This window comes from Arcicella rosea (assembly GCF_040543805.1).
In the GTDB taxonomy this organism is placed as follows: Bacteria; Bacteroidota; Bacteroidia; order Cytophagales; family Spirosomataceae; genus Arcicella; species Arcicella rosea.
In genome coordinates this window covers 12,427-36,784 of record NZ_JBEUMS010000004.1, presented here as the reverse complement: position 1 = coordinate 36,784, position 24,358 = coordinate 12,427, and the positions used below count along the sequence as shown (strand labels likewise).

Sequence of the window (24,358 nt, the reverse complement as noted above, 5' to 3'; positions counted from 1 at the left end):
CAATACTCAACTTGAACTACAAAGACACAATGTACTAATTTACCAATCTGTTATTATCGTCTGGAAAAACCAAACTTGGTTTGTAAGTACGAGCTTCCTCTTCAGTCATCATTGCATAAGCAATAATGATAACAATATCGCCTATTTGAGCTCTTCGTGCAGCTGCACCATTTAAACAAACCATTCCAGAACCACGCTCACCTTTTATAACATAAGTTTCAAAACGCTCGCCATTGTTATTGTTTACAATTTGTACTTTTTCATTTTCAATCAAATTGGCGGCATCCATTAAATCCTCGTCAATCGTGACACTTCCGACATAATTCAACTCCGCTTGAGTAATTTTTACTCTGTGGAGTTTTGATTTCATTATATGAAGAAACATAATAATTTTTTAATAAACGTGAATATCAAACAGTTTTACAACACCATTTGAAAATTATGTTGCAAAGATAGATTATTTTTAAGCTTATATAATAACTGGGCTTTTCAAATAATTATGTTATCAATCAAACGGGTTTTGCCCATGAAAGCTGCAATACACAAAGCAGTTTTACCAACTGAAAGTTCCTCAATTGGTAATAATGTATCAAAATCAGAAATTTCAAAATACTCTAATTCAATATCTTCAATCACCTCAAAATACTCCTTGGCGAATTGTTTTACAACCGTTGATGATTGATGTTTAAGTAATTCGGAGGCAGCAGTTAATGATTTATAGATTTCTGGAGCAATTACTCTTTGTTCTTCACTGAGGTTTCTATTTCTTGAAGACATCGCCAATCCATCTTTTTCTCGTTGAGTTGGACAAATCACTAAATCCAAAGAAAAACTTAAATCTTTCACCAAACAATTAATGACTGCGCATTGCTGTAAATCTTTTTGTCCGAAATAAGCTTTATTGGGTTGAACAATGTTAAATAATTTTGATACCACGATTCCTACACCATTAAAATGTCCAGGTCTGAATTTCCCTTCCATAACATTTTCTAATGTACCGAAATCAAACTTTAACGTTGGTAAACTTGGGTACATTTCAGCGGCACTTGGTGCAAATACAATATCGCAATTAGCTTCTTCAAGCATTTGGCAGTCGGCTTCTAAAGTACGAGGATAAACCGCTAAATCGTGTGGATTATTAAACTGAGTTGGATTTACAAAAATGCTACAAACAACAATATCATTCTGATTTTTAGCGGTTTCAATCAAAGATAAATGTCCTTGGTGGAGTGCTCCCATGGTGGGTACAAAACCTACTGATTTACCTAATTTACGTTGATTTTGTAAATATTCCTGTAAAGTCTTTATCTCAAAAAATACTTGCATGATGTTCTATTCTTTAATTTCTTGAAGGTTGAATGAGTAAAATATGAATGGTATTTATATAACTCTGCAAGTGTTATTATTCGTTCCAAACAGATTCACGTTCAATTTTTTGTGGAATTTCCGTATTTTTTTTATATTTTTGCATAATTTTTATGTGAATCCTTCTTGCTTTGATTGTCTGTTTTAGTTGTTTAACACTTTTTAACAGCATCAAGGCTCCTAACAACGACAACAATGTCTAAATTGCGTATCCTTTACGTTGCCAGTGAAGTTGACCCTTTTCTCTCTACGACTCAAGTAGCTAATTTTGTTAGAAAACTCCCTGCTGCTATGCAGGAAAAAGGGTTTGAAATAAGAATCTTAGTACCTCGTTTTGGGTTAATCAATGAACGTAAAAACCGACTTCATGAAGTAGTAAGGTTATCTGGGTTTACGGTACCAGTTGGTGACGACGATAAGCCAGTAACAATTAAAGTAGCCTCTTTGCCATCAGCAAAATTACAGGTATATTTTATTGATAACGAAGACTATTTTCAAAGAAAGTACGTTTTTACGGACAAAGAAGATAGATTTTATGCCGATAACGACGAGCGTGCAATATTTTTCTGTAAAGGTGCGCTGGAAACTGTAAAGAAATTGGGATGGTCTCCTGATATTGTGCATTGTAACGACTGGATGACAGCTTTAATACCTTTGTATTTAAAGACGACTTACAGAAACGATCCAATGTTTAAAGATTCTAAAACGGTATTTTCTGTTTTCAACAATGACTTTGCTCATAAATTTGCCTTTGAAGGACTGTACGACAAAGTAAAAATGTTAAATGTTGAAGATGATATGCTTGGTAGCTTAGAATCAGCAGATTATCAAGGTTTTGTTAAGATTGGCGTAGAATATGCCGACGTCGTAATTACGATGGAAGAAGAAGTATCTGAGAAATTTAACACTATTTTTAATGAATTACCCGCAAAAAAATTGGAATACGTTCCAGAAGAGAGTATTGACAGTTACTACAATATTTACACGGAGTTGGCAAGTGCGTAAAGCATTCATTTTTGGTGTTTTCTTTTCTTTTTTCGCAATTTTATCGGCTTGTGAAGACCCTAAAGAAATAGGTTCTGACGTGTTTGTACAAGACATTGGCTTACTCTATACTGATACGCTAAGTGTTGATCCTTCTACCGTTTTATTAGACTCTATCGCAACATATACTACTAGCAATCTTTTGGTGGGTCGTTTTACTGATCCAGTTTTTGGAGATGTAAACGCTGTAAGTTACTTCCAAATTTCAAACCTTACCGCAGATACTATCCGTTCGAATGTTGATACTGCTGGTAGAAGTAATGTAAAATGGATAACTTACCCAAGTAAAAATGACTCTATCCGTTTGATTTTACCTTATAGTTTTGTTCAAGGCGATACACTTCAAAATCAATCGTTCAAATTATATCAATTAGCATCCACTGCAAGTCTTGACCCCACAGTTGTTTATTATAACAATAGCGCTGCTCCTGCTTTGAATCCTACTCCGATTGGACAATTGAACAATGTAAAAATTCGTCCAATCCGAGATAAAAGAGTAATTTCTGGAACAGCTGGTAAATTTGATTCATTGAGAATTCCAATTACTGAACCGTCTTTTGTGAAGTTTTTAGAAAGTCAAAGAGACATCGCTAAAAGTGAAGCACTTGTTGGAACGGGTTTCAAAGGAGTAGTAAAAGGTTTAGCATTAGTTTCTGAAAGTAATAAAAATGCAGCTGTTGTCGGTTTTTCTGCTGGTGGTATTCAAATGCAATTATATTATCATTATAAATATACTTATACTGTTAGAAATACTGCTAATACGGCTGATAGTTTAATTACAGTAGATACGACAAAATCTAACAATTTCTATGTAGCTATTACCAATGCAGATGGTACAAACTTTAATGCTAGATTTAATAAAATTACAGCAGCACGTACTGGAGCATTAAGTAAATTGACTAAACCTGCTGATGTTTTAACAAGTAGCGAAGCGAATAATCAAGTTTTTCTTCAGTCTGGTACAGGTATTGCGATGAAAGTTAAATTCCCTAATTTGCTGAAATTAAAAGAACGTAACGACATTGCCATTAATAAAGCGGAATTAGTACTTGAACCAAAATCAAATACTGCTGGCTATACACTACCTAGCGATTTAATCTTAGTTGAAGCTACTCCAGCGAATCAACCATTAAGAACTACAACGACTGGTGAAGGTAATTTTGTTTTTGTAACAGGTGAAGGAACTACTTCTTCTTATGCAAGCCGAACTAATTTATTTACTTTTAACATAACAAGTTCTTTACAAAATATCATCGCAGGTAGAGGCAAAAATAATGGTTGGATTATTACACCAACGTTATTTACGACTAACTCTACAACTGGTACAAGAGGACCAGCACTTGGAAAAAGTGTACTAAATCCTGATATTACTCGTGCAATTTTCGACCATAGTAATATTAAACTTAAAGTCTATTATACTTACGTTGCAAGATAAAATGTAATTTCTCGAAATAATTCTGGAGCGGAGAACCATAATATGGATTCTCCGCTCTATTTTTGTGGCAATATATTACTGACTATTTCTTCTATGATTTGATTATTAATTTAAATCATCAATTTAAAAGAAATAGTGCTAACCAAATAAACTATAAATATATGTGTGGCATTGTGGCTTATATTGGGCATCGTGAAGCCTATCCTTTAATTATCAAAGGATTAAAACGTTTAGAATACCGTGGATATGATAGTTCAGGTATTGCTTTGTTGAACGATGGACTAAACATTTATAAAAAGAAAGGAAAGGTTGTTGACCTAGAAGCGACTCTTATAAACGAAAATCTAACAAGTACTATAGGTATTGGTCACACTCGTTGGGCTACACATGGCGAACCTAATGATGTAAATGCTCACCCACATTATTCAGCTTCAAAAAACTTAGCAATCATTCATAATGGTATTATAGAAAACTATTCTTCTATCAAGAAAAACCTCATTAAAAAAGGGCATGTTTTTTATTCTGATACTGATTCTGAAGTATTCATTCATTTCATTGAAGACATTCAAGTAAATACTGGTTGTTTATTAGAAGAAGCCGTTCGTTTGGCAATGAAAGAAGTAGTAGGTGCTTATGCCATTGTTATTATGGATGCCACTAATCCTTCACAATTAATTGCAGCTCGTAAAGGTTCTCCATTAGTAATTGGTGTTGGCGATAATGAATTCTTTTTTGCTTCTGATGCCACGCCAATCATAGAATATACAAATGAAGTAATCTATTTAAATGATTATGAATTAGCTGTAGTTCGTGATGGAGCATTAACGGTTAAAAACGTTGACAATATTCTTCAATCGCCTTATATCCAAACAGTAGAATTAGAACTTGAAGCGATAGAAAAAGGAGGTTATGAACACTTCATGCTTAAAGAAATCTATGAGCAACCTCGTTCTGTAGCAGATTGTATGCGTGGCCGTGTAAATGCTGATAGCGGACTTTTAGTATTAGGTGGCTTACGTGATTATGTTGATAAATTAGCCAAAACAAAACGTATCGTCATTGTAGCTTGTGGTACTTCATGGCATGCTGGTTTGGTAGCTGAATATATTTTTGAAGAACTTGCCCGAATTAACGTAGAAGTAGAATACGCTTCTGAATTCCGTTATCGTAATCCCATCATCAAAGAAGGTGATTTTGTAATTGCCATTTCGCAATCTGGTGAAACGGCTGATACTTTAGCGGCTATCGAATTGGCAAAATCAAAAGGAGCAACAATTATTGGGGTTTGTAATGCTGTTGGTTCATCAATTCCTAGAGCTACTCACGCAGGAGCTTACACACATGCTGGTCCAGAAATTGGTGTGGCTTCAACCAAAGCATTTACTGCACAAGTAACAGTATTGGCAATGATGGCAATTGCAGTTGCTCGCAAAAAAGGAACTTTGCATGAAGATACTTTCAGAAGATTATTGTTTGAATTAGAAAGAATTCCTTCTAAAATTGAAACTGTTCTGAAAACTGACGAAAAGATTAAAGAGATTGCAGCAAAATTTAAAGACTCAAGAAACTTCATTTATTTAGGCCGTGGATACAATTTCCCTGTAGCTTTAGAAGGTGCGCTTAAATTGAAAGAAATTTCATATATCCATGCAGAAGGCTATCCTGCGGCAGAAATGAAACACGGACCAATCGCCTTAATCGACGAAGAAATGCCTGTAGTTTTTATTGCTACTAAAGATAGTTCTTATGAAAAAGTAGTGTCAAATATTCAGGAAGTAAAAGCTAGAAAAGGAAAAGTAATTGCTATCGTAACCGAAGGCGATAAATTGATTCCAACAATGGCTGATTATACCATTGAAATTCCTGCAATGCACGAGGCTCTGATTCCATTAGTAGCAACGATTCCATTGCAATTACTTTCATATCATATTGCCGTGTTGAGAGGTTGCAATGTTGACCAACCTAGAAACTTGGCTAAGTCAGTTACTGTAGAGTAATTTTAGGAGACTCTAAGATATAAGAAGTAAGAATTTTATATTATTTTTTTTAAAGGTCGTCAGGAGATGTTTTTCCTGACGACCTTTTTTCAATGTCATTAAAAATTCATCTAATTACAACTCTTAATTTTAATTGCTAAAAAAGAGCTGATTTTTCTTTCCTTAATTATCATTATAAGCATCATAAACATTCCAAGCCCAAATGGCGAATGGGATAATCCATGTCCACCAAAAGAAGAAGGATGCTACTCCTCCAATTATCCAAATAAGGATTGCCTTGATGATTTGTCCTTTGATTAATTGTCCCAAACCCGGAATAAAGGCCGACAGTAATGCAGGTACTCCATGCTTTTGCATATTTTTCTAGTTTATGTTGGTAAGTAAAATGTTTTTAACCGAGTATTAACCGCAAACATCCTACAGTTAAAGGTTTACTAAAGATATTAATTTTTATCCTCCTTAAATATCTCTCGTTTAAAGAATTACAAAATTTAGTAAAGTTTTCTCTTCGAAAGATTATCTCGAAAGAATCTTTTCATGAGCCGTTTTCCATTCATCATAATTAAAAACCACTCCTACTTTTCCTTTCTGTAACATTTGTTTTTTTAAAAGTCATTGTGCTATATTTGTAGTGTACTATTAAACTAATACAGCATATGATAACAATCAACAACCTCTCGTTTAATTATGGAAAACGAAAACCCGTATTCCGTCATTTAAACCTAAAACTATCAGCTGGAAATGTGTATGGATTATTGGGAAAGAATGGTGCGGGTAAATCTTCATTACTCAGAAACATGGCAGGTTTGCTTTTCCCAAGTGAAGGTACTTGTACGGTAAATGGATATAATGCACAGGATCGTTTGCCTAGTTTTTTACAGGAAATGTATTTCTTACCAGAAGAATTTTATACGCCACCTGTGAAGATTAAGGATTTTGTAAAGACTTATTCGCCATTTTATCCAAATTTCTCTTTGAAACAATTTTTGGAGTATTTGGAAGAATTTCAAATTTCTGATAACGAGAAGTTTACAGAGTTATCATTAGGACAAAAGAAGAAAGCTTTAATCGGTTTTGGTTTGGCAACAAATACGAAAGTATTGATAATGGACGAACCTACCAATGGTTTGGATATTCCTTCAAAAAGTCAGTTTCGTAAAATTATCGCTTCTGTTGCTACCGACGAACGTATCATTGTTATCTCAACGCACCAAGTTCGTGATTTAGATTCATTGATTGATCCTATCATCATTTTGGATGGCTCAGAAGTATTATTGCATGCAACCACCGAGGAAATTTCTGAAAAACTATCTTTCAAAACAGTTTCTGTCGTAACCGACCATGAAAAAGTGTTGTACTCAGAACATTCTATTAGAGGTTTTTCAGTAGTAATGCCAAACAATGGACACGAAAACAATAAAGTAGATTTAGAATTATTATTCAATGCTGCTTTAACGAATCGTCAGGCAATTAAAGACATCTTTCAATAACCTTTATCTGTTTAAACCAATAGGCATTTTACGAAATGGCTATCAATTAATTAAACAACAATATTATGAACAACTTTTTTAGCTATGAGCGTTTCTCTTTACTTGTCAAGCGGCAGTGGACTGAAAACTATTTTATATTGATGATGGGCGTCGTTGTTTATGCAAGTATCGTCACTGTCATTTATTCAATCAATTTTGATGTTGAGAGCAATTATACCTTAGAAAAAGGTAAGCAAACAGCGATGTTTATATTGGGTCTTTTTGCTGGAGGAACTCTTTTTACCAATTATATCTTCAAAGATTTTGGGAATAATATCCAAACAATGAGCTTCTTGATGACTCCAGCCTCACATTTTGAAAAACTCAGTGTAGGTCTTTTTTACGCCCTGATTGCTTTCCCGATTACTCTCTTTTTTGTCTTCGGTGCAGTTGATTACACTTTCGTAACTCTGTCTGGAAACCAATCTAACGAAATACTTTACAAAGTCATCTTAGATACTTATCAAGAGTATTCATTTTTTGTAAATGTCTGGGTTGCTTTACAAGTATTTGCATTGTTAGGTGCTATTTACTTTGGTAAAATGTCGTATATCAAAACGGCTTTTTCAGGCTTTTTGATTGTAGCAATATTCATTTTATTTGAATATTTATTATTCAAAATCATCATTGGCGACGACTCTCAGCACAATCACAACATCAACTTGAGTATAGAAAACAGAGCAAATCTATCGCCTGCTTTCAAGTTCATTCTTGATGCTTCAAAATATGCTTTGTATTATGCACTTGCGCCATTTTTAGCTGTAGTAGCCTATTTTAAATTAAAAGAAAAGGAGGTTTAAGATGGAATTTAGAGATAACCAAGCAATTTACCTCCAAATAGCAGAGTATATTTGTGAGCGTATCCTACTGAAACAGTGGAAGATTGGCGATAAAATCGCATCTGTCCGTGAACTGGCTGTTCAGTTAGAAGTAAACCCGAATACAGTGGTGAGAACCTACGAATTCTTACAGCAAAAAGAAATCATTTTTACGAAAAGAGGAATGGGTTTCTTTGTGTCAGATGAAGCAGAAGACAAAGTATTGGCATTTAGGAAAGATGAATTTCTAGGTAATGAATTACCTGTATTCTTTAAAAATGTTCATCTACTTGGCTTAGACTTTGACTTTATTAAAGAGAAATACGAGGCATTTAAAACAGCTAATTTTTAAGCATATAAACCTTATGAAAACATCAAATAAATTATTAGCGGCTTTAGCTATTATTATCGTTATCGGAATGACCTCCTTCACGATTTTATTGAAGACTGAATATAAAAAAGCGGCTGCCAAATCGGATATTTCTAAACAAGAAATCAAATTAAAGGCTTTTGATAAATTGGAAGTATTGACAGAAGATGGCGTTAACATCAGTATTGAAGAAGGCACAACTTATAGTATCAAAAATGCTCCAAATGCCAAAGTAATTGGGTCAACGTTGAAGATTGATAGCCTAACGGATGTGTATGGAAAAGTAATTATCACGATGCCAAAACTTCCAGCTATTACTTTGAAGGGTTATGAAATTGCATTAAATATCAAAGGAAATGCAAGCAAGTTTGCGAATAATACTTTGCAAGTAAATAGCACTGCTACTGGAGATTTAAACCTAAATAATTGCGATTTGAAAAGTATCAATATCAATACTGAAAACGCAAAAATTATCAACAATAAATGGTGGGATTCTTGGCAAAAATATTATCATTTTCACTTAATTGATTCAAAAGTAGCAAGTACCGATATTACATTGAAAGGAAAAGCAAGTTTATCGTTGAAAAACACTTCACTTTTATCGCCAACTTTCAATTTAAGTGATTCGGCAAGTATCAGTATTGAGGGAAATGCTATGAATCCTTTTGTGAAGAAATAGTCATCCATTCTGCCAGCAAAGCCCAGCAATGTGCTTCGCAAGTCCAATTGATATGAAAGAGTTTTGAAGAAGCCATTTTATACAAAACAGGATTTTCGTAGGCTGTCAGAAAACCCGCAATAAAGAAGTGAAAATCATTAAATATCTCCTTTGAAAAATCAGTAAGATTGGTTTTCTCAAAGGAGATATTCAATCGTAAAAGACTTGTTTCTATCAGCATTCTATCCATCAAAGCCAAGTCTGGTTTCTTCAAATAGTTCAACATATCTTCTACAAATTTTTCTCTACAAATCTCCAAAGCAGGAATCGTAAATTTCCCCATTAACCTTGCAACATGATACATAATTAGTGGCGTTCGGGCATACTGATGCGCAACACTAAAAGGCTTTTCTAAATACTGATTTGAAAGAATAGTTTGCTGAATGTATTTCAGAGAATCATTTCCATGTTCATCCAATTCCAAATCATAAGCTAACAAACAGTAAAGCATATTCGACAAAGCACAAACATCGAATTCGATGTACATATTTTTGCCAAACCAAGTAGAATAAGCTTTTAAGTTTTTGTATTCTTGAAAAGTATTTTGAATAGTTTTTTGAATAGTATTTGAATGAACTATCAATTTGATTTTCAACCAAATAATTTCTTCCTGACTATGTTTCTTCGTCAGAAAAACCATAGCAGTATCATCAATATCATCAGGAATTTTGAAGTGATTCAGTTTGTGCAAAATATTCCCATGTGGGAAATGCTGAGATGGTTTTGTTTGAAAGAAATTATAAGTATTTAAGCCATCTTTATTCTGAAAAAGCGGATAAGTAGCAATAGCTTTCTCTGTGATTTTTTCAATGAGTATTTGTGAAGAAAGGGGCAATTTTCCTTTAATGGAATTTAACGTAAAAACAGTAATTGCCGTAAAAAAAACATTTGTATCTGGACGATAATAATGCAATATTCTATTTCCCCGATACGACTCAAAAAGTCCATCGGGGAAATATTTTCTATTTGCAGTTTCTTGTAAATCTGCAATTTTTAAGATTACTTCATCAATTGTCAAAACCGCAAAATTTTAAAAGCCGAAAGCTCAAGGCTGAAATCTGTTCGCTAAATATACTTCACCATCGCATTTTCATCCACAAAAAGCTCTTCGCTCATTCTGATAGCTTGTTTTTCAAAACTAAATACTTCAAAACCTTCCGAAAGATACAAATTTTTAGCTCGATGATTATCCGCAATGAGCGTCAATACAATTTGTTTTAACCCTTCGCCCTGTCTGGCTCTCTCAATAGCCGCTTGAAGTAACTTTCTGCCCAATCCTAAACCTTTAGCTTCTGGAGCAACGTACATTCTGAAAATCAAACCTTTGTGTCGGAGTTTCAAAAAACTTTCTCTTTTAAAACCGACCGTTCCAATCAAATCACCATTTTCAGCAAAAGCTCCCAATGTAAAACTTTCAAAAGTATCTTCTGTTGGAAAAACTTCACCAATAATATCAGTTGGTGTAAGCCTGAAAAACTGTGCTTCTTCCGTAATTGCTTTATGCAACAATTGGTAATAAGTTTTGATATCGTCTTCATCCTTGATTACTCTTATTTCCATTTTATAGCGGATAATCCATTTTAATGTCGGTTCTTTCGTAAAAAGTCTTTTCAATGGGTACTTCAACAAAACCAATACTTTTATAAATGGAAATAGCAGGTTTTAAAGCCGTATTCGATAATAAATATAATGATTTTGCTTTACGAGCTTTGGCTTCTTCGATGGTGATAATGCACAATTTTTTACCTAAACCTAAACCTTGGGCTTTGGGCGTAACGCCCATTTTAGCCAACTCGTACACGTCATCGCCATCATGGATTAAAGCAGAAGTACCTACAATTTCATCGCCCAATTTTGCTAGAAAAATCTGTCCGCCATTGGCTATAATCTCTTCAGGAGCTTCCAATTGCTCTAAATCGTGTGGTTCTACTTTAAAATATTTCTCAATCCATTCTACATTGATTCTTTTGAAATCTTCTTTATATGCTGAATTATATTCAATGATTTGCAAATTATTGTCCATGATATTTTAAGAAATTGGATGAATGTTTTTTTCAAAAAAATGCGTGTCAACCGCCATAAAAGGAAAAACAGAAGGAATATTTTGCTTTTCGATTGCCTCAAAACCATTTCGGATATAAAAGCGAATGGCAGCCTGTAAACGCTCTAAAGTTCCTAAATACAAGTTATTCATTCCTGCTTTTTGTGCTTCGCTGGTTAATAAATCCAGTAGTTTTTGGGCAATACCAAACTCTTTTCCACGAAATTCTTTTTTGACAAACATCTTCCGAATCGCTCCTACATTTTCGCCACAATCAATCAAAGCGATACTTCCTACTACTTGATTTTCGTGTAAAGCCACCCAAAAATCACCATGATTTTGTTGGTAAAAGTTCGGAATATCTAATAAATCTTGTTGTTCATTAATGGTAATCGGAACTTGAAATTCTTTTTGCTGAATGGTTAAAATCAAATCGACCACTTGGTCAGTATATTGATTTTCAAAGGATTGTATATTAATCATTTTCTAACATCTTAATTAAACAAAAATTTCACCTTTTAAATACGGAGCAACTTTGCCCGCAATTTTTACTCTGTCGCCTACTAAAGTACAAGTTAGCTCGCCACCTCTGGCTGAAATTTGCTTGGCTGACAAAGTACTTTTACCGAGTTTTTCCACCCAAAATGGCGTCAGCGTTGTATGCGCCGAACCAGTCACAGGGTCTTCATCAATCCCTGATTGCGGCCCAAAGAATCGAGAAACGAAATCTACTTCATCACCTTTGGCTGTTACGATAATTCCTCTACATTTAACTTGGGCTATCGTTCTGAAATCAGGTTCTAAAGCTTTTATTTGACTTTCGTTTTCAAAAACTAAGAAGTAATCAGAAATTCCTTTCAGTGTTTGTATTGGTGTTGCATCAAATCCAATGAGTAATTCTTCGGGAGTTTCTGCTGGTACTGGAACATCCACTGGAAAATCTAATTCTAATAAATCTCCTTTTTTTTCTACTTTCAAAATGCCACTTCTGGACTTAAATTCTATAATTGTTTTTGGATATTTGGCGTACTCAAAAATGGTATAAGCCGTTGCCAAAGTTGCGTGTCCGCAAAGATTTACTTCTACTGTTGGCGTAAACCATCGTATATGAAATTGCTCTCCTTCGGCGACGTAAAATGCCGTTTCAGCGAGATTATTTTCAGCTGCAATTTTTTGCATTAATTCATCCGAAATCCATTCCCTAAGTGGTACTACAGCGGCAGGATTACCCGCAAATACTTCATTCGTAAATGCGTCTAATTGATAGATTGTTAGGTTCATATTTAGCTATCAGCCTTCAGCAATGAGCTTTCGGCTTCTTTAAATGGTTTTTTAGCTATGAGCAGTGAGCGATTAGCTTTTTAAAATAAGATTCAATACACAAGATTTTAGAAGTATAAAAGCTCAAAGCTTATTGCTCATAGCTCACGGCTTCACCCTAATTTGTGAAATTCCTTAAAGCGTTCTAAGTAACTTTTGGACGTCCAAGCATCTTCAATTTCTTTGACGGCAATGAGTAAATTATGCTCCTGATTTTCAATAATTTCAGCATTCATCTGTCTAATTTCTTCCCAAATTTTTTGAAGAGTAGGCAACAACACTTTCCCTTTTTTTGATAATTTCAGATTACGTTTACGAGCGTCCTCGTCAGACTTTTTTGAAATTATCAAACCTTTTTTCTCCAATTCCTTCGCCATCTGAATAATGGCAGGATGCGTAACATTCAGTCCTTCAGCGATTTCCATAATTCCTGCTTCGCTTTTTTGTGAAAGAAAATAGAAAATAGGAAACCATTTTGGTTGAAAGTCAACTCCGTAAAAACGGTACACATCTTCACCACCACGCATGATGGTCTCGCTGAGTCGTTTGAGCCTACTTCCAAAAGCCAAAGGGCCTAATTCTGATATTAAATCCATTTTTATGTAAACAATTACGTAAGTGATTACGCAAATTTTAAATGTTTTTTTGAATTAAACAAAAAAATCTTCTCCTTTTTGAAAAAGAGAAGATTTTCAGCGAGCTGAATTAATTTATAAAAAAACAAAAATACATTTGCATTTTACAAACCGATAGGTTTATATTTGCTTTATGTTTACGAAATCAGATATTACCAGACAAGCCATTATTGAAAAATCGGCTCCTATTTTCAATACTAAGGGTTATAGTGCTACCACTATGAACGATATTTTATTGGCTACTGGATTAACCAAGGGTGGTGTGTATGGGAATTTTGAAAGTAAAGACCAAATTGCTATTGAAGCTTTTGAACATTCTATTGGAAAGCTTTTAGAAGCTTTACGTTTTAAAATTAAAAAGGAAAATACTGCCAAAGAAAAACTCTTCGCCATTTTAAGTTTCTACAAAAACTATAGCATAAACCCTTTAACAGAAGGAGGTTGCCCGCTTCTTAACACAGCGATAGAATCTGATGACAATCTACCCTTTCTAAAAATCAAGGCACAAAAAGCACTGAATGAACTATTAGGAGGCTTAGCGTTCATCATTCAAAAGGGTATCGATTCGAAAGAATTTAGGGCTGAATTGGATGCTCAGGAAGAAGCCACATTGATATTTAGTATTATCCAAGGTGGTCTGATGATGAGTAAATTGGCAGATAACCCCAAAATATTAAATGGCTTGTTAGAAAACCTAAAAGCTACTATTAATACACAATATTTACGCTAATTTTTTTATCAAAAAATAAACCGTTCGGTTTATTTTAATTCAAACTTATAAAAACTTTCATTTACTCTTATTTGAAATTTCGGAATGGCAATCATCAAGAAAATATCAGCACGCTTTACAGGTTTTTATTTCAATCTGTTAGCTTTTGTGCTTCCTAAAAAGCTAAAAAAAGATGGCTTCAACCTTTTTTGTACACCATTTTTAAAAGGGCTCAAGCCACATCACCAAGCTTTTTTGATTCCTGCCTTTACTGAAGTTCTTGAAGTAGACGGAAACAAGATTCAAACGTACCAATGGGGTACTGGTTCCAAAAAAGTACTATTGGTCCATGGTTGGGCAAGCCATAGTTTCAGGTGGAAATCATATATCAAGGCTTTGGTCGAAAATGACTTTACTGTTTTGGCGCTAGATGCTCCTGCACATGGTAACTCTACTGGTAAAATCATGAATTTAGTTATCTATGAAAGAACTTTGTCCGCATTCTTAGCAAAGCACCCCGATTTACACACAATCATTGGGCACTCAATAGGTGGTTTTGCGACTACTTATTATCTGAGTAAAAATCCACAGACATCCATTCAAAATGCTATTATTTTGGCTGCTCCAGGAAAAGTAGAAGAGTTTTTCAAGTTTTATGTTCAATTCTTGGGACTTTCAAATAAAGCCATCAGATTAATTGCTGAGCAATTTGAAAAAGAACTAAATCAAAAGCCATCATACTTTTCAGCTATCAATTTTGCCCAACATATTAAAACAAAGGCCTTCATTGTTCATGATACAGGTGATAAATCTACCAATTATCTAGATTCACAAAACCTAAGTCAGGTTTGGAAAGGCTCAACACTGAAACTTACTAAAGGACTTGGGCATGAATTGAAAAGTGAAGAATTACTGCATGAGGTTATCAATTTTATAAAATAGACATCTTAATCAAAAACACTCTTTTAAAATGAAATACGTCTTAATTATACACGAAGTAAAAGATTATCTATTGTGGAAAAAAGTCTTTGACGAAGCCGCCACCATTAGGAAATTAGCAGGCGAAATTTCTTATCAGTTGCTTAAATATGAACAGGATGCTAACAACATCGTGCATTTCTCTGAATGGACTTCGCTCGACAATGCAAGAAAGTTCTTTGAGTCACCCGAGTTAGTTCAAATTAGAATAAAAGCAGGTGTAAAAGCTCCTGAGTTTATTTACTTAGAAAAACTAGAAGAAGGAACACTATAAATATCAACGAGATGGATAACAATTATTTAGATAGTGCCATTAAGCAATTTGAGTATTACAAAATGCTTGCTGAAAAGACCTTTGACCAAGTAAGCGATGACAAACTTTTCTGGCAATACAACGAGGAAAGTAATAGTATTGCTATGATTGTAAACCACCTTGCTGGAAATATGCTCTCTCGATGTTCAGATTTCTTAACTACAGATGGTGAAAAAGAATGGAGAAATAGGGATGCTGAATTTGAAAACATCATCCTCACCAAAAATGAATTAATGACTAAATGGGATGAAGGGTGGACTTGTCTATTCAATACCCTCAAAACATTAACTAATTCCGATTTAGACACTATCATTTATATCCGAAATCAAGGGCATACCGTGCAGGAAGCCATCAACAGACAGCTTGCTCATTATCCATACCATGTTGGGCAAATTGTTTATATCGGTAAAATGGCTACTGATAACTGGCAATCTTTATCTATCCCAAAAGGTAATTCGAGTACTTACAACAGTAACAAATTCTCTAAGCCAAAACAGAACACTCATTTTACAGATGAGTATCTAAAATAATATTCAGCTCATGAAAACATTTCTATCTGCCATCTTATTTGTTCTTTTGCCTCTTATGTTAATGGGACAAAAGCTAACATTAGCTCAACAGGATTCAGTTTTTGTTCGAGAAAACTTCTCAAAACAAGAAGTATATATCACTATGCGAGATGGCATTAGATTATTCACCTCCATTTATATTCCTAAAGACATTTCCAGTAAAAACCCCTATCCTTTTTTAATTTATCGTACATGTTTTGGCTCTTCACCTTATGGGTCTAATAATTACCCAAAGCTACTATATTATTCTAACCACGTAATGCGTGAAAAATTCATTTTTATCAAGCAGGACGTAAGAGGAAGATATATGTCAGAGGGTATTTTTACAAATATGCGTCCTTTCATTCCATCCCAAAAAACTACAAAAGACGTAGATGAAGCATCTGATACATACGATACCATAGAATGGTTATTGAAAAACATCCCGAACAACAATGGCAATGTAGGATTATATGGCATTTCCTACACAGGTTTTTATGCCATTTCTGGTGCTTTAAGCGGACATCCTGCTATCAAAGCTGTTTCTCCCCAAGCACCTATTTCAGACTTTTTCTTTGAAGACTTCCATCATAATGGAGCTTTTGTTTTGGCTGTTGGCAATGCCCTGCCAGTTTTCGGTATTCATACCCCAAAACCAACCGAAAATCATTGGTTTCTAGCACATTTCCCTGAAATTAAAACTCAAAATAGTTTCAATTGGTACAAGTCGATGACACCTCTACAAAATTTCGGGAAACTATATTCAGATAATTTCTTTTGGAATGAAATAATCGAGCATCCTAACTATGATGATTTTTGGCAAAAACGGAGCATAATTCCCCATTTGAATACATCTATAAAAATGCCTTCAATATTAAATGTAGGCGGTTGGTTCGATGCCGAAGATATGATTGGTGTGTTGGATATATATAAACATATAGAAAAAAACAACACTGCTGTTTCAAATACTTTGATTATGGGGCCGTTTGGTCATGGAGATTGGTCAAGAGAACAAGGCCACCACCTGCAAGGAAACATTTATTTTGGTGATAGTTTAGCAACATTTTTCAGCAAAACATCGAATTAGTATTTTATAAAAAACATTTAAAAAATTCAATAGACAAAAGTACGGTAGTTCCTAAAGCTTACCTTTTTGATACAGGTAAAAAAGAATGGACTAGTTTTTCGAAATATCCCATTAAAGGTGGTACAGGCTTAGATTTATACCTTCATGCAGATAAAAAACTATCATCAGATCCTCCCAAAAAAGGATTTCTGGAATATCTATCCGACCCTAAGAATCCAGTTCCTTATGCTGAAGGAGTGTTTGAAACCCTTGATTTTTTACCTGATTACATGAGTGACGACCAAAGGTTTGTTACTCATAGAAAGGACGTTCTAACTTTCCAAACTGAAGAGTTAAAGAACGATATTACCTTTATTGGAGAGATAAAGGTGAGTCTAAAATTTTCGACATCAGGAACTGACGCTGACTTTTTTGTTAAACTTATTGACGGTTATCCTCAAAATGAACCTAATAGTCCCTACACTCCTGTGGGCATCAAATTGGCTGGCTACCATCAGATGGTACGAAGTGAGATAATGAGAGCAAAATTCAGAAATTCATTCTCCAGTCCCGAACCAATTGTCCCAAACCTTAAAACGAATCTGGATTTTAGACTTCAAGATGTTTACCACACTTTTAAAAAAGGGCATAGAATCATCATTCAGGTACAATCGTCCGCCTTTCCTTTATTCGATATTAATCCTCAAAAATTCGTGAACAATATTTATAAAGCCAAGGAATCAGATTTTCAGAAAGCAACAATAAAATATTCAGCGAAAGTAAAATATCCGTAAACATTTTATCAAATACAACAAATGGAAAATAATATATACATTATTGGAGCAGGTGCAGTTGGTAAAGCGTTAGCGGTTTTTTTGAAATTAGAGGGTAAAAACGTATATATCATCAGGGGAAGTGTAGACAACATTCCTACACAATATGAGACAATATCTGTTCAAATAGATACACAAACTATTTTGAAAGCCGACATCGAAGTGACTTCTCTTTCAAGCCATTCAGCATTCGATGGCATATTGGTAGTCACCAATAAATCTTTTGGAAATGAAAAATTAGCTGAAACCTTAAAGTTAAGTGCTAAGTACTCACCGATAGTTCTTCTACAAAATGGACTAGGTGTAGAATCTCCATTTCTTGAAAAAGGATTCACAGATATTCATCGATGTGTGTTGTTTACCACATGCCAAGTAGTAGCAGAAAACCTAGTAAGGTTCAAACCTGTAGCAGTATCACAAATTGGGATAATTAATGGTAAAGAAGATACCCTACAACATATTGTAAACCATCTAAACAACCCAATATTTCAATTTAGATCTGAAGAAAATATTCAATATACTATCTGGAAAAAAGCGATTGCAAACTGTGTTTTCAATTCCATTTGCCCGCTTTTAGATACTGATAATGGTGTATTCTTAAGAGATAAAGGTGTTATGGATTTAGCCCAAAATGTAATTAGCGAATGTGTGGCAATTGCCAATTTATCTGGTATTGAAATAACTGAACAGGAGGTAATTGAAAGTGTATTAATGATTAGTAAAATGAGCGATGGACAGCTTATCTCGACCTTACAAGACATTAATAATAAACGAAAAACGGAGATTGAAACACTAAATTTTGCAGTAGTAGCTATTGCTCAAAAATTAGGCAAAAAGAATCAAGTAGTACAAACAAAACTACTTGGCGAACTCACAAAAATAAAAGCTGACTTGAAATTTTGCCAATAAAACCCTACTCGTTCCCCTACTAGTTCAAGACTAAGTCTTGGACGTTTTTCTAAATTCAGTTAAAAACTGAATTTAGAAACTAGCACAAGTAACGCTTTGCTTGATACTTGTGCTAGTTAGGGAAGATTTTACCGTAGTACGAGTTTCAAACTCGTAGAGCAAAATAGTTAATATTCTCCCATCATTTCAAATCTAATGACAGTTAATAATTCACCCAATAAGTTTTTCCCTTGCCAAGTTGCTCTTTTAAGAATCCTTAAGTCGTTTTCTGTTAAGCCAACTCCCCATCTATTATCATTAACATCGGCTAATACAATGGTCTTTCCTTTTGTATTGAACAAAGCCGTTTTTAGCTCTTCATTTTGTGTAAATTTTGCTATCAATACTTTTCTTAGCGTGCCTCCTACCTCCATGTTCCACACAATCTTGTTATAATACTTAATTTGTTTGTTGATTCGGGGCAAGTCTTGCAATACGATTTTATCAGATAATAAACTATCCATATTATCTCTATCCAAAAACAAACATGCTTTTTCATAAACCAAATAATGAAGAGCAGATTTAAAAACAGTATCATGAGCTTTTATTTCTACAGGAAAACACATAGAAAATGGATGTTTTGACCCTGAACAAAAGTAAAAATGTTCCTCTTCTTTCATGTAACTAAGTCTCATTTCTATTTCTTCGATGGCATAATTGATAGGGGAACTATTTCTAATTTTATCAATTCCCCAATTAGCGAAATCTCCTGTATTATTGACTACTTCATATACATCAAAGATTGTTGCAAACCAGTGGTCACGGGCATTAAATATAGCACTACTTCTAAATAAGCCATCTTTTTCATCTTGTGTTGCCGAATCGAACCAAGCTTTTTGTTTTTTTAATTCTCGTTCGCTGATAAAATTTAATACTTGGTCTAATTGATTGTCTGAAATACTATTTGATATGTTTCCCCAAACTCTCCAATCTGGATTATCATAATATTGACATAAGTATATAATTTCTTCTATACTTAATTCTTCACCTAATAATTTAAGATTTATTTCCATCTTATCATATTTGCTTTTTTTACTATTTTTCACAAGTAGAGTTTGCCATTGCCCAAAAGTAAGTGCCACAGAACACGGTTTTAGATTGCTTTACGAGTTGGAAACTCGTGCTACATTTCTAAGCCCAAACCTGCGTTCCTTCAGTACAGTTTTTACACATTTCTATCTCTGAACGAGAGCGAATTAATGTTTGTCGGAATTGTTTGTATGAAGCTCCATGCCATAATTCTCTGAAAGTTTGGGTTTTCATATCACCCAAACGATGATGCGCATCTTTATCAAAACAGCAAGGAACCACCAAACCGTCCCAAGTAATTACACAAGAATGCCACATTTTCCAACAATGATTGATTAATTCATTCTTGATTTTATAGCTTCCATCCGATTGTTTTTTATAACGAGCATACTTATCAATCGTCGGAATCAGGTCAGAGCCATTTTCGTAATCATAAATCTGAGCTGTCTTTAAGCCTACTTCATCCACACCTAAATCTTTGGCTAATTGTTGTACTTCTTCAATTTGATGTTCGTTTGGCTTTACGACCAAAAACTGAAAAACAATATGTGGCGTACTTGATTTCAATTCCTTTTTCCATTTAATAATATTCTTTGTTCCTTCAAGTACTTTCTCCAATTTTCCACCCACACGATACTGTTCGTAAGTATCTTGACTTGTACCATCAATTGAAATTATCAATCTATCCAAACCAGATTCTACCGTTTTTTTAGCATTCGCATCCGTTAAATAATGGGCATTGGTGGACGTAGCCGTATAGACTCCTTTTTTGGAAGCGTAGCCAACTAAATCTAAAAACTGTGGATGAAGATAAGGTTCTCCTTGAAAATAAAAGATTAAATAGAGTAAAGTACTTTCCAGTTCGTCGAGCGTTCTTTTGAATAAATCGCCTTCCAACATTCCCGTTGGACGAGTAAAAGAACGCAAGCCACTCGGACATTCAGGACAACGCAAATTGCATGAAGTAGTAGGTTCAAAAGAAATACTGATAGGCATTCCCCATTGCGTTGGCTTCCCTAAAAGTTTAGAGTTATAAAAACTAGTGACCACTTTTAAACCATTCCAAATACGTTTTGGAGTAAGTTTCGAAAGTAGGTTTAGTCCATCTTTAAGATTTCCGTTCATTTTATTTGTTGTACAATTAATAATAGCCCAGGCCTACGTATAATGCAAGATACCTCCAAATAGACGAAAAGCCAAATTAGGCATCAGGACAAAGTAACATACGCTTGTTCAAATAAAGTAGTAATTTATTTAACGAAATTCCTCGCTTAAAAATATTCAATCAAACAAACATTCAATTTAACTATGTCACATTCAAGAAGAGATTTTATTAGAAAAATCAGTGGAACTTCTGCATTACTCGTCGGTGGAACAGCACTGAGTGATGCTTATGGAAAAACTTTCACCTTAGAATCAACTGCAAAAATCAGTGCCAATGATACTGTCAGAATCGCATTGATTGGTTCTGGAATTATTGGTCATTATGATGCCGATACGGCTTTAAAAGTACCGGGAGTTGAAATCGTTGCCGTTTGTGATTTATATAGTGGTAGATTGGAAAGAGCGAAGGAAAAATGGGGAAAAGATATTTTCACGACAAAAGATTATCGAGAAATTCTCATCAGAAAAGACATAGATGCTGTTTTGGTTTGTACTTCTGACCATTGGCATGATAAAATTTCAATTGATGCCATGAATGCGGGCAAACATGTGTATTGTGAAAAACCAATGGTTCATCATATTGAAGAAGGAAAAGCAGTCATTGATGCACAGAAAAAAACAGGCAAAGTATTTCAGGTAGGTTCGCAAGTGGCGAGTAGTACTGTTACTTGGGAAGCAAAAAAAATCTACGAATCGGGTATTATTGGTGAATTGGTTTATGTGGAAGCTACAAACGACCGTACTTCTGCCAATGGTGCTTGGCAATATACCATTCCAACGGATGCTTCTACCCAAACAGTTGATTGGGATACTTATATCGGCGATGCACCCAAAATGCCTTTTGATGCAAAAAGATTTTTCCGTTGGAGAAATTACAAAGATTACGGAACGGGCGTAGCTGGCGATTTATTTGTGCATTTACTCACCAATTTGCACACCATTACAGGCTCAACTGGTCCAGATAAAATATTTGCTTTGGGCGATTTAAACTTATGGAAAGATGGCAGAGATGCTTACGATATTGTGACAGCTTTAATGAATTATCCAGCCTCAAAAACCAATCCTTCTTTTCAATTTTTCACTAGAGTAAATTTAGCTGATGGTGGAAGTGGTGGCTCTCCTACTCGTTTGATTGGAACCGAAGGCGTAATAGAATTATCATGGGGAGGCTTGAAAGTGAAAAACTTTAAACGTCCGAAAGCTCCAGAAATTGGAGGATATGATTCATTGGCTACTTTCTCGCAAGCTCAACAAGAAGAATCAATGAAAGCCTACAAAGCCATGTATTCTGAAGAAGATACCAAATGGCAATATGGCAAAGAAATTACATTTAAGGCTGCCGATGGCTATGATTCAAGATTAGACCATTTTATTAATTTCTTTGAATCAATCCGTACAGGGAAAAAAGTGTGGGAAGATGCTACTTTTGGTTTAAGAGCCGCAGCTCCAGCCTTGGCTTGTAATAAAAGTGCAGAGATTGGAAAGCCAGTAATTTGGAATCCTGAGACGATGAAATTAGGATAAAACAGAAAAATACCTTTTCATGATTTTAAAACTCGAAAAGGTATTTTCTTATTAAATCAAAAATAATCTGCACTTATCTTGTTTTTATAAAAATTACTTTTCATCTTGTATTAGAATTAAATATCAGCAAAACATTCCGCCAAATGAATTGAAGATATGAATCAAATCGTATTTTTTGGAATACAATTCTTCATATTTAAGTATCAATCATAAAGATTGATTTATTCTTTTCCTTTGGCAAAATCAATCTTTTAATCGTTTTCCTGACTATTTTTCATGCTTATTTTTTAGAAATATTATATTGGCTGATTACATATTTTAGTTTTTTTACAGATTTTTTTATGGGTTAGGGTTATTGAAAAAGTCGTTGGTTATGCTAACGACTTTTTTACTTTTTTAGATAATCTTTCATCAAAAACCTTTAAAGGATGGCTTTCTTTTTTGCAAAAAAGCCGTTACCCCTTCTTCAAAATCTTGAGTTTTTCCTGCTAAATCTTGGTTAATGGCTTCCAATTCTAACATCTCTTCTAAAGTAGAAAAAGACGATTGGTTCAATACTTTTTTGATTAATCCAATAGCAGAAGTAGACGCATTGGCATATTGATTCGCCATGTTGGAAACGGCTAAATCTAAGTTTTCTGGAGTAACAACCGAATTGACTAAACCTAAAGCTAAACATTCTTGGGCTTCCACTACTCTTCCTGTAGAACAAAGCTCAAAGGCTTTTTGTGAACCAACTAATTTGGGTAAAAAGAACGAAGAACCAGCATCCATAATTAAACCAATACTGACGAAAATTTGAGACATTTTAGCATTTTCAGCAGCGATAATCATATCACAAGCTAATGCCAAAGAACAGCCCGCTCCTACTGCTGTACCATTCAATCGACAAATGACAGGTTTTGGTAAATTCCTGATTGCCAAAATCATTGGATTGTAATTTTTTCGAAGAGAATCTCCCAAACTTGTAGCATTAGTCATACCGCTTTTCAAATCTGCTCCTGAACAAAAAGCTTTTTCACCTGCTCCTGTCAATACAACTACTCTTACAAAATCATCTGCCTTTGCCACTTCAAAAGCCTGTGTAATTTCTTGAACAAGTAAAGTATTCAGTGCATTGTAAACTTCTGATCGATTCAGCGTAATCGTGCAAACGCCGTTTTGAACTTGATAAATGAGATGCTGATACATGAGATTTGCTTTTTGGGATTATCAGCACCAATTTGGGATTTTTTTATTTATTATGCAAGCATAACATTTTAAATAAAGAAGATAACAACCGAGAGGCTAACAGCTAAACCGAGTGCGGTTCCAGCTATAATTTGCGCAGGCGTATGTGCATTGAGATGAAGCCTTGCCGCCATTAAATAACCAGCAACAAGAATTGCAATTAAGATAGGGAAAAACAGTTGTTCAATCCCAAATTTAGCTCCAATACCCGCCAAAGCGCCAACTGTTCCACTTACACCTACGGCATGAGCAGATATTTTCCAAAAAAGACTAATAAATGAAACTGCTGAAATAGAAAAAGCAATACTGGTAAGAATAAGTGAAACTTCTGGAAATTGACGAAGTTTGAAAGTAAAAAAAACTGCGACGAAAGTATAAATTGCCACCGTCACCAAATAGGGAACTCTCCTATCAGCCAAAGTTTCCATTTTTAAATCTTTGATGATTTTGAAACGATGAAGCGCATAAATACAGAACACTGGCAAGATAAAAGTTTGTAAAAAGATGAGTAATAAAAGCCCAAGCTTTAAGCTCATCATACCAACTCTGGAAGTACCATTAAATAATTCAAGGTTATGAATTGATTCGGGACCAATGTAAAAAAGTACAGCAAAAATGATGGTTGGCATAGCCAATGGATGCAACAATGCTGATAATATTTGGGCAAAACGTGTGTTCAAGTGGTTTTTGTTTATTAGGCTTTCAGTCATCAGCTTTCAGCCAGTAAGTTTTTTTACAGAAAAT

At 34.5% G+C, this 24,358-nt stretch carries 28 protein-coding genes; 15 read left to right on the top strand and 13 right to left on the bottom strand.

Going from position 1 to position 24,358, the window contains the following annotated elements; translation table 11 throughout:
• Positions 1–34: 34 nt before the first annotated feature.
• Positions 35–385, bottom strand: a complete 351-nt coding sequence (gene panD / locus ABID42_RS06390; protein WP_323260116.1) for an aspartate 1-decarboxylase — start codon at positions 383–385, stop codon at positions 35–37.
• 104 nt (positions 386–489) lie between these two features.
• Positions 490–1,326 (bottom strand): pantoate--beta-alanine ligase, encoded by an 837-nt coding sequence (gene panC / locus ABID42_RS06385; RefSeq protein WP_367282932.1) that lies wholly within the window; start codon positions 1,324–1,326, stop codon positions 490–492.
• A 234-nt stretch (positions 1,327–1,560) separates the two neighbouring features.
• Between panC and ABID42_RS06380 the strand changes: the two genes are divergently transcribed.
• From ABID42_RS06380 to glmS, 3 genes are all read left to right on the top strand, one after another.
• On the top strand, positions 1,561–2,370 hold the full coding sequence (locus tag ABID42_RS06380; RefSeq protein WP_309919185.1) for a glycogen/starch synthase: 810 nt from the start codon (positions 1,561–1,563) through the stop codon (positions 2,368–2,370).
• A complete protein-coding gene (locus ABID42_RS06375; protein WP_367282931.1) occupies positions 2,363–3,844 on the top strand; it encodes a DUF4270 family protein in 1,482 nt (493 codons plus the stop codon). The genes ABID42_RS06380 and ABID42_RS06375 overlap by 8 nt, the downstream gene beginning before the upstream one ends.
• A gap of 161 nt (positions 3,845–4,005) precedes the next feature.
• Positions 4,006–5,841 carry a glutamine--fructose-6-phosphate transaminase (isomerizing) gene (gene glmS / locus ABID42_RS06370; protein ID WP_367282930.1) on the top strand — a complete coding sequence of 612 codons (1,836 nt, stop codon included), beginning with the start codon at positions 4,006–4,008 and terminating at the stop codon, positions 5,839–5,841.
• 162 nt (positions 5,842–6,003) lie between these two features.
• Here the strand turns inward: glmS and ABID42_RS06365 are convergent, their stop codons facing one another.
• Positions 6,004–6,198, bottom strand: coding sequence for a hypothetical protein (locus ABID42_RS06365; protein WP_323260107.1), 195 nt, complete (start codon positions 6,196–6,198; stop codon positions 6,004–6,006).
• 299 nt (positions 6,199–6,497) lie between these two features.
• Here ABID42_RS06365 and ABID42_RS06360 point away from each other — a divergent pair, with 299 nt between their 5' ends.
• The 4 genes from ABID42_RS06360 to ABID42_RS06345 all read left to right on the top strand — a co-directional run bounded on the left by ABID42_RS06360 (position 6,498) and on the right by ABID42_RS06345 (position 9,237).
• A complete protein-coding gene (locus tag ABID42_RS06360; protein WP_367282929.1) occupies positions 6,498–7,331 on the top strand; it encodes an ABC transporter ATP-binding protein in 834 nt (277 codons plus the stop codon).
• Between the two features lie 65 nt (positions 7,332–7,396).
• Positions 7,397–8,170 (top strand): hypothetical protein, encoded by a 774-nt coding sequence (locus tag ABID42_RS06355; protein ID WP_367282928.1) that lies wholly within the window; start codon positions 7,397–7,399, stop codon positions 8,168–8,170.
• A gap of 1 nt (position 8,171) precedes the next feature.
• On the top strand, positions 8,172–8,540 hold the full coding sequence (locus ABID42_RS06350; protein WP_323260101.1) for a GntR family transcriptional regulator: 369 nt from the start codon (positions 8,172–8,174) through the stop codon (positions 8,538–8,540).
• A 13-nt stretch (positions 8,541–8,553) separates the two neighbouring features.
• Positions 8,554–9,237, top strand: a complete 684-nt coding sequence (locus tag ABID42_RS06345; protein WP_367282927.1) for a hypothetical protein — start codon at positions 8,554–8,556, stop codon at positions 9,235–9,237.
• Here ABID42_RS06345 and ABID42_RS06340 read toward each other — a convergent pair.
• From ABID42_RS06340 to ABID42_RS06315, 6 genes are all read right to left on the bottom strand, one after another.
• Positions 9,212–10,294 carry a hypothetical protein gene (locus ABID42_RS06340; RefSeq protein WP_367282926.1) on the bottom strand — a complete coding sequence of 361 codons (1,083 nt, stop codon included), beginning with the start codon at positions 10,292–10,294 and terminating at the stop codon, positions 9,212–9,214. The two genes, ABID42_RS06345 and ABID42_RS06340, sit on opposite strands and share 26 nt — an antisense overlap.
• 47 nt (positions 10,295–10,341) lie before the next feature.
• The gene (locus ABID42_RS06335; protein WP_367282925.1) at positions 10,342–10,836 is read right to left on the bottom strand and encodes a GNAT family N-acetyltransferase; all 495 of its coding nucleotides are present in this window, start codon (positions 10,834–10,836) and stop codon (positions 10,342–10,344) included.
• A 1-nt stretch (position 10,837) separates the two neighbouring features.
• Positions 10,838–11,299 (bottom strand): GNAT family N-acetyltransferase, encoded by a 462-nt coding sequence (locus ABID42_RS06330; protein WP_323260093.1) that lies wholly within the window; start codon positions 11,297–11,299, stop codon positions 10,838–10,840.
• Positions 11,300–11,305: 6 nt separating this feature from the next.
• Positions 11,306–11,800, bottom strand: coding sequence for a GNAT family N-acetyltransferase (locus ABID42_RS06325; RefSeq protein ID WP_367282924.1), 495 nt, complete (start codon positions 11,798–11,800; stop codon positions 11,306–11,308).
• A 15-nt stretch (positions 11,801–11,815) separates the two neighbouring features.
• On the bottom strand, positions 11,816–12,598 hold the full coding sequence (locus ABID42_RS06320) for a PhzF family phenazine biosynthesis protein (protein ID WP_367282923.1): 783 nt from the start codon (positions 12,596–12,598) through the stop codon (positions 11,816–11,818).
• A gap of 152 nt (positions 12,599–12,750) precedes the next feature.
• Complete coding sequence (locus ABID42_RS06315; protein ID WP_367282922.1) at positions 12,751–13,233, bottom strand: MarR family winged helix-turn-helix transcriptional regulator; 483 nt, start codon at positions 13,231–13,233, stop codon at positions 12,751–12,753.
• Positions 13,234–13,405: 172 nt separating this feature from the next.
• Between ABID42_RS06315 and ABID42_RS06310 the strand changes: the two genes are divergently transcribed.
• The 7 genes from ABID42_RS06310 to ABID42_RS06280 all read left to right on the top strand — a co-directional run bounded on the left by ABID42_RS06310 (position 13,406) and on the right by ABID42_RS06280 (position 18,628).
• Complete coding sequence (locus ABID42_RS06310; protein ID WP_367282921.1) at positions 13,406–14,002, top strand: TetR/AcrR family transcriptional regulator; 597 nt, start codon at positions 13,406–13,408, stop codon at positions 14,000–14,002.
• A gap of 84 nt (positions 14,003–14,086) precedes the next feature.
• Entirely contained in the window at positions 14,087–14,923 is an 837-nt protein-coding gene (locus ABID42_RS06305; protein ID WP_367282920.1) for an alpha/beta hydrolase, read from the top strand.
• Positions 14,924–14,951: 28 nt separating this feature from the next.
• Positions 14,952–15,233 (top strand): antibiotic biosynthesis monooxygenase, encoded by a 282-nt coding sequence (locus ABID42_RS06300; RefSeq protein ID WP_367282919.1) that lies wholly within the window; start codon positions 14,952–14,954, stop codon positions 15,231–15,233.
• An 11-nt stretch (positions 15,234–15,244) separates the two neighbouring features.
• Complete coding sequence (locus ABID42_RS06295; RefSeq protein ID WP_367282918.1) at positions 15,245–15,802, top strand: DUF1572 family protein; 558 nt, start codon at positions 15,245–15,247, stop codon at positions 15,800–15,802.
• Between the two features lie 10 nt (positions 15,803–15,812).
• Complete coding sequence (locus tag ABID42_RS06290; RefSeq protein WP_367282917.1) at positions 15,813–16,907, top strand: CocE/NonD family hydrolase; 1,095 nt, start codon at positions 15,813–15,815, stop codon at positions 16,905–16,907.
• Positions 16,883–17,680: a CocE/NonD family hydrolase gene (locus ABID42_RS06285; RefSeq protein WP_367283149.1), complete on the top strand. Its 798-nt coding sequence runs from the start codon at positions 16,883–16,885 to the stop codon at positions 17,678–17,680. Before ABID42_RS06290 ends, ABID42_RS06285 begins: the two co-directional genes overlap by 25 nt.
• 21 nt (positions 17,681–17,701) lie before the next feature.
• Positions 17,702–18,628 carry a ketopantoate reductase family protein gene (locus ABID42_RS06280; protein WP_367282916.1) on the top strand — a complete coding sequence of 309 codons (927 nt, stop codon included), beginning with the start codon at positions 17,702–17,704 and terminating at the stop codon, positions 18,626–18,628.
• Between the two features lie 167 nt (positions 18,629–18,795).
• Here the strand turns inward: ABID42_RS06280 and ybiA are convergent, their stop codons facing one another.
• Positions 18,796–19,680 carry a riboflavin biosynthesis intermediates N-glycosidase gene (ybiA, locus tag ABID42_RS06275; protein WP_367282915.1) on the bottom strand — a complete coding sequence of 295 codons (885 nt, stop codon included), beginning with the start codon at positions 19,678–19,680 and terminating at the stop codon, positions 18,796–18,798.
• Between the two features lie 118 nt (positions 19,681–19,798).
• Complete coding sequence (locus ABID42_RS06270) at positions 19,799–20,821, bottom strand: SPASM domain-containing protein (RefSeq protein WP_367282914.1); 1,023 nt, start codon at positions 20,819–20,821, stop codon at positions 19,799–19,801.
• Positions 20,822–21,004: 183 nt separating this feature from the next.
• Between ABID42_RS06270 and ABID42_RS06265 the strand changes: the two genes are divergently transcribed.
• Positions 21,005–22,384, top strand: coding sequence for a Gfo/Idh/MocA family protein (locus ABID42_RS06265; RefSeq protein ID WP_367282913.1), 1,380 nt, complete (start codon positions 21,005–21,007; stop codon positions 22,382–22,384).
• 411 nt (positions 22,385–22,795) lie between these two features.
• On the opposite strand, the gene ABID42_RS06260 is transcribed toward ABID42_RS06265, so the two are convergent.
• Together ABID42_RS06260 and ABID42_RS06255 are read right to left on the bottom strand one after the other, a co-directional pair.
• Positions 22,796–23,575, bottom strand: a complete 780-nt coding sequence (locus ABID42_RS06260; protein WP_367282912.1) for an enoyl-CoA hydratase/isomerase family protein — start codon at positions 23,573–23,575, stop codon at positions 22,796–22,798.
• Between the two features lie 68 nt (positions 23,576–23,643).
• Positions 23,644–24,294 (bottom strand): hypothetical protein, encoded by a 651-nt coding sequence (locus ABID42_RS06255; protein ID WP_367282911.1) that lies wholly within the window; start codon positions 24,292–24,294, stop codon positions 23,644–23,646.
• Positions 24,295–24,358: the final 64 nt, after the last annotated feature.